Origin of the sequence: Nocardia donostiensis (genome assembly GCF_002081715.1) — a bacterium.
GTDB classification, from domain to species: domain Bacteria; phylum Actinomycetota; class Actinomycetes; order Mycobacteriales; family Mycobacteriaceae; genus Nocardia; species Nocardia donostiensis.
On sequence record NZ_MUKP01000052.1, the window covers coordinates 20,511 to 30,167 of the forward strand.

At 67.5% G+C, this 9,657-nt stretch carries 5 protein-coding genes; 3 read left to right on the plus strand and 2 right to left on the minus strand.

The window, feature by feature from the left end:
- Positions 1-112: 112 nt before the first annotated feature.
- On the plus strand, positions 113-850 hold the full coding sequence (locus tag B0T44_RS23310; RefSeq protein WP_077121790.1) for a DsbA family protein: 738 nt from the start codon (positions 113-115) through the stop codon (positions 848-850).
- A 5-nt stretch (positions 851-855) separates the two neighbouring features.
- Entirely contained in the window at positions 856-1,707 is an 852-nt protein-coding gene (locus tag B0T44_RS23315; protein ID WP_077121792.1) for a cytochrome c biogenesis CcdA family protein, read from the plus strand.
- A 297-nt stretch (positions 1,708-2,004) separates the two neighbouring features.
- On the opposite strand, the gene B0T44_RS23320 is transcribed toward B0T44_RS23315, so the two are convergent.
- Entirely contained in the window at positions 2,005-2,358 is a 354-nt protein-coding gene (locus B0T44_RS23320; RefSeq protein WP_077121782.1) for a RidA family protein, read from the minus strand.
- 174 nt (positions 2,359-2,532) lie between these two features.
- Here B0T44_RS23320 and B0T44_RS23325 point away from each other — a divergent pair, with 174 nt between their 5' ends.
- On the plus strand, positions 2,533-3,540 hold the full coding sequence (locus tag B0T44_RS23325) for a helix-turn-helix transcriptional regulator (protein WP_077121784.1): 1,008 nt from the start codon (positions 2,533-2,535) through the stop codon (positions 3,538-3,540).
- 23 nt (positions 3,541-3,563) lie between these two features.
- Here B0T44_RS23325 and B0T44_RS23330 read toward each other — a convergent pair.
- Positions 3,564-9,657: type I polyketide synthase (locus B0T44_RS23330; protein ID WP_139795340.1), on the minus strand; the 6,094-nt coding region annotated here is incomplete at its 5' end.

Here is a 9,657-nt window from a genome sequence, read left to right on the forward strand (position 1 = left end):
CTATGCCCGATCGGTTACTATCCTTCATAGTCGACTATGCGTGATAGTCGACTATGCGTTTCGCGCGTGGCAGATCGCCGCGGTGTATCCAGTGCTTGTCCAGAGGAGAAAGATGCCGGTCCCGAGTTCGTCTACGAAGACCACCACGGAAACACTGGAGACGAGGTATCGGCGCTCACGCAGGCTGAACGTCGTGCTGGGTGTGGTCGCTGCGTTTCTCGGGGTCGTGGTCGCAGCTCAGTCGCTACAGGGGCAGAGCCCGGCCGCCGCGCCCGCACAGTCGGAGCGGGCCGACGAGCTCGACTTCGTTCGCCGCGATGCCGGCGATCCGATGGCCATCGGCGACGTCGATGCACCGGTGGTGCTCACACAGTGGACAGACCTGCGCTGCCCGTACTGTGCACTGTTCGCCAGAAAAACCCTGCCCACCCTGATCCAGGAATACGTCGACACGGGTAAGGTCCGAATCGAGTTCCACGATGTGGCTTTCTTCGGTGAACACTCCGAAGACGCCGCCGTCGCCGCCCGCGCCGCCGCCGCGCAAGGCAAATTCATGGAATTCGTCACCGCCGTGTACGCCGCCGCACCGGAACGTGGGCACCCTGATCTTCCCCGGGAAACGCTCATCGCCTTCGCCGAAAAGGCCGGGGTGCCCGATATGGCACGCTTCACCGCAGATCTCGACGATCCCGCGATACGTGACGCCGCACAAGCCAGCACCCGCGCAGCGCAGCAGATCGGAGTCAACAGCGTGCCGTTCTTCGTCGCCGGGGACACCGCCCTGGCGGGGTCACAACCGATCGAGGTGTTCCGTGATCTCCTCGACGCCGCCGCGGCGAAAACGGAGTGACCGATATGGATCTCGGTCTTCTCGGTGCTTTTCTCGGCGGTCTCCTCACGCTGCTGAGCCCGTGCTCGGCGATGCTGCTGCCTGCGTTCTTCTCCTACGCCTTCAGCAGTCCCACCGCGCTCCTCGCCCGCACCGGCGTGTTCTACCTCGGCCTGATCACCACCCTCGTTCCCCTCGGTGTGCTCGCCGGAAGCCTCGGGGCGTTCGTGAACCAGCACCGGTTCGCGCTGGTCACCGTCTCCGCGGTCGTCGTCATCATCCTCGGCACGATCATGCTGCTGAATATCCCCACACCGTTGCTTTCCCGCCGGAATGCGACCGCGGGCACGTCGATCGCCGCCGTCTATACACTCGGCACGGTCTACGGCCTCGCCGGGGTATGCGCCGGACCCCTACTCGGAGCTGTGCTGACCCTCGCCACAGTCTCCGGGAACGCGCTGGCGGGCGGGATCGTCCTGCTGGTCTTCGCGGCGGGAATGGCGCTTCCGCTGTTCCTCCTCGCCCTGCTGTGGGGGCGGCTGCCCCTGGCGAAAAGCCTTGTCCGGCCGCGCGGTGTGACCATCGGCCGATGGCAGAACACCTGGACCGGCATCATCGGTGGGGCACTCACCATCGCCGTAGGCATCCTGTTGTTGGTCACCGACGGCACCACCTCGCTCGGCGGAATCCTGGGTGTCGCAGACCAAGCGCAACTCGAGGACTCGGTTCTCCGGAAGGCAGGCGAAATCCCCGATCTCCTCGTCGTCGGCACGGTCATCGCTGTCGCGCTGGCCGCATGGATCCCCATCCAGGTGCGCAACAAACGCATGAGTACAGGCTCCTCCGCGGAAGACAAGCAGGCGGAGCGTCACGCATGACCGGTCGGCCCGGGCCCTCGCCGAGCGTGAGCACCGCGCTGAATACCGCAGCATCTGCCAGGATCTGACGGCGATCCGGCCGTATCTTGCGCGGCGTAACAGCCACGGCCTCGCCGGCCTGTATCGCCGAGACCACCTGAACCAATGCCTCGTGCACCTCGGGTGGCAGCTCGATCCGGTCACCTTTCACCCGAACAGCAAACGCACAGTTCGGCTGCAAACCCGCGTCACCGGAAACCACCCGACCCTCTGTTACTCGCCGCTTCCGGCAGACCTACCGGAAGCGGCGAGGTGGCGTCACTCGACGGCGGTTCCCTCTAGCTCGACCATCTGGCCGGGGATCGCCAGCCGGGTGACCCCGAGCATGGTAGTAGTCGGCGCTACACCGGCGGCGCCCAACCGCGACGCCAGCACACCGTAGTGCTGGAAAAGGAGATCGACATCGGTGGTGTAGACGTTGAGCCGGACGAGGTTCGCCAGCGACATGCCTGCCTCTTTGAGTACGGCTTCCACGTTGTCGAGGCTCAGCGCCAACTGCGCCGCCATGTCACCGGCATGCTGGGGTTTGCCGTCGCCGCTCATCGCGGTCTGCCCGGAGCAGTACAGGGTCCTGGTGTGCCCGGAAACGAGCTCACCCTGGTTGAATCCCATCTCCACCGACCACGTCACCGGGTTGACTGCCGTTCGTTGTACTACCACATCAGCTCCATTCGATTCGTTGAAGTACGTACGTCCATCGGCCCGGTAGCCGCTGTCACGCCGTGGTGGTAAGCCTCTCAACGAATCACGACATCCTGTGTCGTGTATTCCTGTTAAGTTTTTCGTGTGCGCGCCGACCGGTTGGTGTCGCTGGTGCTGCTGCTGCGCCAGCGCGGTCAGCTGACCGCGGCCGAGCTGGCCGACGAGCTGGAGGTATCCACCCGCACCGTGTTGCGCGATATCGAAGCGCTGTCCGCGGCCGGTGTCCCGGTCTACGCCGAACGCGGCCGGCGCGGCGGTTTCGCGTTGCTACCTGGGTTTCGGACCGAGCTCACCGGGCTGAACCACGACGAGGCGCTGGCCTTGCTGATCGCCGGATCGCGGCGCGGCGCGCAGGCATTCGGCCTCGGCTCGGCGCTTGCTTCGGCAATGCTCAAAGTGGTTGACGCGCTGCCCGAAAGCTATCGGGACACCGCAGCTGAGGTGGCCGAGCGATTGCTCATCGACCCGGAGACCGATCTGCTGTCGCGTCGGCTGATTGCCGAGGAGGTGCCTGGCACCGTCGTGGCCGAGATCCGGCGCGCGGTGTTCTCCGGAAACAAGCTGCGCATCCACTACGCGGCCCCTGACCAGACCCCGAAGTGGCGCACGGTGGACCCGATCGGCCTGGTCGTCGTTCGCGACCGGGGCTACCTGCTGGCCACGAGAGCTGGCGCGGACCGCACCTACCGGCTGTCGCGAGTGTTGGTTGCCCAGGAACTTCCCGAACCGGCACAGCGACCAGACCGGGTCGATCTGGACCGGGCCTGGCAGGAACGCAGCACCCGGTTTCGGACCAGCGGCGAGCAAATCGCTGTGCTGGTACGGGTGCACCCGGCGCGACGGGAGGACCTGGTGAGCACCGCACTGGCCGTCCGCTCCGAGGAACCCGACGCACATGGCTGGCTGCGGCTGGAGGTGACCTTCCAAGATGCACGACACGCCGAATGGGCGCTGTGGCAGCTCGGCACGGACGCGGAAGCCCTGGCCCCGCAGTCGTTGCGCACTTCTCTGCGCAACCGCGCCGCCGCGATTGCCACCCGCTACGGAGAGCCGTCTCGACAGTTGTCGCCCTCTGCCCACAACCCGCGATAGTCGAATACGTGGGCTCACCAGCCCTACCCCAGCTCTTGGTCGAGGATGTCGAACAGTTCCTGAGCGCTGATCTGGTCGAGGTCGGCATTGTCGCCGTGGTTTGCGCCGTTGCCGGTGTGGGTGTCCGACCAGCCGCCGAGCACGGTTTGGATGCGGGTGGACAGGTCGGCGTGCCGGTCGGTGCTCCACGGTAGGTCGGCGAGGATGCGGCGCAGTTGTTCCAGTGCGGCGACCACTGCTGTCGGCAGTCCTGGGTCGGTGGGGTCGGGTGTGGCTGGGCCGTCGATGAGGTCGAGGATATGGCGGGCGATGGCGTCGGCGGTGGGGTAGTCGAAGACGAGCGTCGACGGTAGTGCCAGGCCGGTGGCGGTGTTGAGCCGGTTGCGGGTTTCGACGGCTGTGAGCGAGTCGAAACCGAGGTCCTTCAGGTTGCGGTCCGGCGCGATTGCCTCGGGACCGCTGTGGCCGAGAGTGGTTGCGATCTGTCCGCGGACGAGGTCGAGGACCGCGCGGTGGCGGGCGCTGCCGGTGAGTCCGGTGAGTCGCTGCGTCAGCATCGGCTCGGCAGCCGTCGCCGGTGTCGGGGTGCGGACGAGCCGACGTAGCAGTGGTGGAAGGGTACCGGCCCGCGCGTGTGCGGTGAGCGCGGCGCGGTCCATCCGCAGGGCAGTCACGGTGGGGAGGGCAGAGCCCACGGCGGCGTCGAACAGGGCGAGCCCCTCGCCGAGTGAGAGGGCGGTGCCGAGGCGAAGGGCGCCGGTGTCGCTGAGATGACCGGTCATCCCGGTGCTCGACGCCCATAGACCCCACGCGATGGATGCGGCGGGCAGCCCGATGCTGCGCCGATGGACGGCGAGGGCGTCGAGGAAGGCGTTGGCGGCGGCGTAGTTGCCTTGACCGGGCGCCCCCAAGACCCCCGCGGCGGAGGAGAACAGCACGAACATGGCCAGGTCCAGGTTCCGGGTCAGCTCGTGCAGATACCAGGCGGCATCCGCCTTCGGCGCTAGCACTGTGTCGACGCGGTCCGGTGTCAGGGAGGGGAGGGTGCCGTCGTCGAGTACACCGGCGGCGTGCACGATACCGGTCAGCGGCGCGTCGGAGGGGACAGCGGCCAGCAGTCGTTCGACCTCGGCACGGTCGGACACATCGCAGGCGACAACGGTGACGCGGGCGCCGAGCTCGGCCAGTTCAGCGGTCGCTTCCGCCACGCCGGTGGCGGTCGCGCCGCTGCGGGAGACCAGCATCAGCGAGCGCACGCCGTACGCGGTGACGAGATGCCAGGCGAACTGCGCGCCCAGGCCACCGGTTCCGCCGGTGACGATCACTGTGCCCTCGGCCAGATGCGGTGCGGGCACGGTCAGGACCAGCTTGCCGATGTGCCGGGTCTGCGCGAACGAACGAAACGCTGCGGGGGCGTGGTGGATGTCCCAGCAGCGCACGGGAAGCGGGTGTAGGCGACCATCGGAGAGCATGGCGGCGATCTCCGACAGTAGATACGAGATCCGGTCGGGTCCGGCTTCGAGCAGATCGAACGCCCGATACACCACCCCCGGATACTCGGCGGCAACCTGCTCAGGATCACGGATGTCGGTCTTACCCATCTCGATGAACCGCCCACCGCGCGGCAACAACCGCAACGAAGCATCCACGAAATCCCCCGCCAAACAATCGAGCACCACATCCACACCCGCGCCATCGGTCACGGACAAGAACCGCTGCTCGAAACCCAGACTCCGCGAATCGGCGATGTGGTCGTCGTCGAACCCCATTCCGCGCAGGGTGTCCCATTTGCCGCGGCTCGCGGTCACGAACACCTCCGCACCCCACACCCGCGCCAACTGCACCGCAGCCATCCCCACCCCACCGGTAGCAGCATGAATCAACACCCGATCCCCCGGCGAAACCTCGGCCAGCTCCCGCAACCCGTACAACGCCGTCGCAAACGCCACCGGCACCCCCGCCGCCTCCGCAAACAACCACCCCGACGGAACCGGAATCAACAACCGCTCATCAACAACCACCACCGGGCCCACCCCCTCGACCACCAACCCCATCACCCGATCACCGGGTGCGAACCGAACAACCCCTGGCCCGACCTCCACCACCACACCCGCAGCCTCACCACCCACGAGCGCATGTGGGTCCGGGTACATACCGAGACAAATCAGCAGATCCCGGAAGTTCAATCCCGCGGCCCGCACCGCAATACGGACCTGACCCGCCGCGAGCTCGCCGGTAACGGCGGGGTATGCGACAGCGATGAGACCGTCCACCGTGCCGTCCCCGACCGATTCGAGACGCCAGGGTTGGTCCGGGGCGTCGTGGCGGCACTGTTCTGCGTGCTCGGCGTCGGGCAGTCGCGGCTCCACAATGTTTCGTTGGGCCGAGGCAACGTGGCCGCACAGATCTACACGTGTGCCGAGTCCGGCGCGTCTGTCTCGGCGGAAGGTGCTGCCGTGGGTGTGGTCCCGGCGCTGCGCCGGCACCACGAGTGCCCCCTCCGGTGGTGGGATCAGCCGCGGCGCATACAGTGCGGTGCCGCGCACGGCGAGCTGAGGCTCGTGCAGCGTGGTGAGCTGGGGGAGTTGGTCGCGCCGGGCGGCGGCGTCGATGTCGATGACGGTGATCCGCCCCGGTTCCTCGGCCTGCGCGGTACGGACCAGTCCCCATACGGCGGCCCCCGGCAGATCGCCGATGTCTTCGCCGTCGACGGAGACGGCCCCGCGGGTGATGATCAGCAATGCGTGCCCGTGGTAGGCGGTGTCGGTGGTGAACCGCTGTAGGACCGCGAGCACCCGGTGGGTGCGGTGGTGGGTGTCGGTGACGGTATCGCCGCTTCCGTCGGGACGAGTCAGGTCCAGCACCCACACCACCGGTCCGGGGCTGTGCGGCGCACCGGGTGCATCGGCGGGCCAGGGTCGCACCGTGGCCGGCTGAGCTGGGGCGGCAGGCAGGGGAACCTCTGTCCAGGACAGGGTGTGCAGACCGCGCGCCGGAATGCGGGTGGTCTGACCAGCCGGGAACGGCCGCAGGGTCAGCGATTCGATCGACAGCACCGGACGGCCGCTCGGATCGACGGCGTGCACGGTGATCGAGTCCGACGCGTCTCGGGTGAGATGCGCGCGCACCGCCGACACACCGGTCGTGTGGATCGTGATCGCGGACCAGGAGAACGGCAGCAGCATCGACGTGCGTGGTCCATCCAGCGCCAGTGCGTGCAGGACGGCATCCAGCAACGCCGGGTGGATGGCGTAATCGTTTCCGTCGGCAACTGTTTCGGGTAGCCAGGCGTCGACGAAGAGATCCGTGCCGCGCCGCCATACCGCGCGCAGGCCTTGGAACACCGGCCCGTAACCGTATCCGGCGTCGCGCAGCTCGTCGTAGACGCCGTCGATATCGATCGGTTCCGCCGCGGGTGGCCAATGCGCGAGGTCACCGGGTGGTGTGTGGATGTCCTCGGATCGGATCAGCCGACCTTGCGCGTGTAACGTCCAGTCCGCGTCCGGTTCCCCGTCGGGTCGGGCGTAGACGCCGACCGTGCGGCCACCATCATCTCCAGGCCCGCCGACAACGGTCTGGACGCATACCGCGGTCTCGGCGGGCAGCGGCAGCGGTTCGAGCAGTGTGAGTTCGCCGATGACAGGGGTGCCGATCTCAACACCCGCGCGGTGCACCCATTCGACGAATCCGGTGCCGGGAAACAGGACGGTGCCCGCGACGGTGTGGTCGGCGAGCCAAGGATGGGTCTGCACAGACACTCGGCCGGTGAGGGTGACGCCGCCGGTTTCCGGTGCGGGCACGACGGCGGCAACAAGGGGGTGATTGCCGCCGGACAACCCCAGCGCGAATGTATCCGCGTCGGCTCGCGCGGGTAGCCAGTAGTGATGGTGCTGGAAAGGATAGGTAGGCAGGGAGATCCGCCGCGGTCCCGGTCCGGCGCATACCGTCGCCCAGTCCACGGCGGCTCCTGACACCTCGGCTCGGGCCGCCGCCTCCAGCAATCGGGGCAGGCCGCCGTCGCCGCGTCGAAGCGTATGGACCACGGTTGGTGCGCTGTCGGGAGCGGTGCCGGTCCGATGGTCGAGGATCGCTTCGATACCGGAGGTGAGCAGCGGGTGCGGGCTGACCTCCACGACGAGGGTGTGTTCGTCGTCGAGTGCGGCGGTGACGGCGTCGGTGAATCGGACCGGTTGGCGCAGATTCTGATACCAGTATTCCGCGTCCAGGCTGCGCGTGTCCATCGGTGCGCCGGTGACCGTGGAATAGAACGTGACTTCCGCCGACTGCGGCTCGACCGAATCCAGCTCCCGCAACAGCGCCTCACGCAACCGCTCGACCTGAGCCGAATGCGAGGCGTAGTCGACCGCGACCCGGCTCGCGCGAACACCGTCATGCACACAATCGGCCAAGAACCCCTCCACCGCCGCCACGGCACCCGACACCGTGACCGACCCCGGCCCGTTGACCGCCGCAACCCCCAACTCGGTGCCGTAACCGGTCAACCGCGGCCGCACCTGCTCCACCGGCAACCCCACCGACACCATTGCCCCCGACCCCGCCAATTCCTGCGCGATCAACCTGCTGCGCACCACCACAATCCGTAACGCATCCTCGAGCGTCAACGCCCCCGCCACGTACGCCGCCGCCACCTCACCCTGCGAATGCCCGATCACCGCATCCGCACGCACCCCCACCGACTCCCACCACCGCGCCACCCCCACCATCACCGCAAACAACACCGGCTGCACCACTTCCACCCGCCCCAACAACCCCGCCACCTCCGAAGACCCCTCCCCGGCGGACAATACATCCCACAGCGACCACTCCACCAACGACTTCATCACCCCGGCACACTCGGCCACCGCCTCCGCGAACACCGGCACCGAACTCAACAACTCGCACCCCATCCCCACCCATTGCCCGCCCTGACCTGCGAACACGAACACTGTCCCACCCTGCGGGCGGGCCGTGCCCGAGACGACACCCGGTATCGCGTGAATGTCGGTGGTCGCCGCGATCTCGGCGTAGGCGGTCGACCGGGCCAACAGTTGGTCCCGGTCGGCGCCGGTGATGACCGCGCGGTGCTCGAACCGGGTCCGGTACGCCAGTGACCGTCCGATGACCGCGTGGTCGTATTCGGGATGTTCCCGCACGAAACTGGCCAGCCGCGCCGCCTGTTCCGCGAGGGTGGCAGGGTTGCGGGCCGAGATCAGCCATGCGGCGGCGGGTAGGTGCCCGGTTTCGTCGGCGCGAACGGTCTGGTCGCGGGTGGGTGGTGCTTCTTCGAGGATGACGTGAGCATTGGTACCACTGATCCCGAACGACGACACACCCGCCCGCCGAGGCCGGTCTTCCCGCTGCGGCCACGGCTGCTGCTCGGTAAGCAAACGCACCGCGCCCCCAGACCAATCCACATGCGGAGTCGGAGCATCCACATGCAAAGTACGCGGCAGTACCTCATGCCGCATGGCCTGCACCATTTTGATCACCCCAGCCACCCCCGCCGCAGCCTGAGTGTGACCGATATTGGATTTGATCGACCCCAACCACAACGGACTCTCCGGGGCACGACCCTGCCCATAGGTGGCGATCAACGCCTGCGCCTCGATCGGATCACCCAACACCGTCCCGGTCCCATGCGCCTCCACCACATCGATATCGGCTGCCGAGAGTGCCGCGTTCGCCAGGGCGTGCCGGATGACACGTTGCTGCGAGGGACCATTCGGCGCGGTGAGCCCATTGGACGCACCGTCGGAATTCACCGCCGACCCCCGCACCACCGCCAACACCTCATGGCCGAGTTCCCTTGCCCGCGAGATCGGTTCGATCACCAGCACGCCTGCGCCTTCTCCCCAGCCGGTGCCGTCGGCGGATTCGGCGAACGGTTTGCAGCGCCCGTCCGCGGCCAGCCCACCCTGCCGGGTGAATTCGATGAAAGTGTCAGGTGTCCCCATCACGGTGACGCCGCCGACCAGCGCCATCGAACAATCCCCCGCCCGCAACGCCTGCACCGCCTGATGCAACGCCACCAACGACGACGAACACGCCGTATCCACCGACACCGCAGGCCCCTCAAACCCCAACACATACGCCACCCGCCCCGACACCACCGACCCC

Excerpts from the sequence above, each read along its gene's own strand:
- B0T44_RS23310 (WP_077121790.1), top strand. The coding sequence starts at position 113 with ATGCCGGTCCCGAGTTCGTCTACGAAGACCACCACGGAAACACTGGAG.
- B0T44_RS23315 (WP_077121792.1), top strand. The coding sequence starts at position 856 with ATGGATCTCGGTCTTCTCGGTGCTTTTCTCGGCGGTCTCCTCACGCTG.
- B0T44_RS23320 (WP_077121782.1), bottom strand. The coding sequence starts at position 2,358 with ATGGGATTCAACCAGGGTGAGCTCGTTTCCGGGCACACCAGGACCCTG.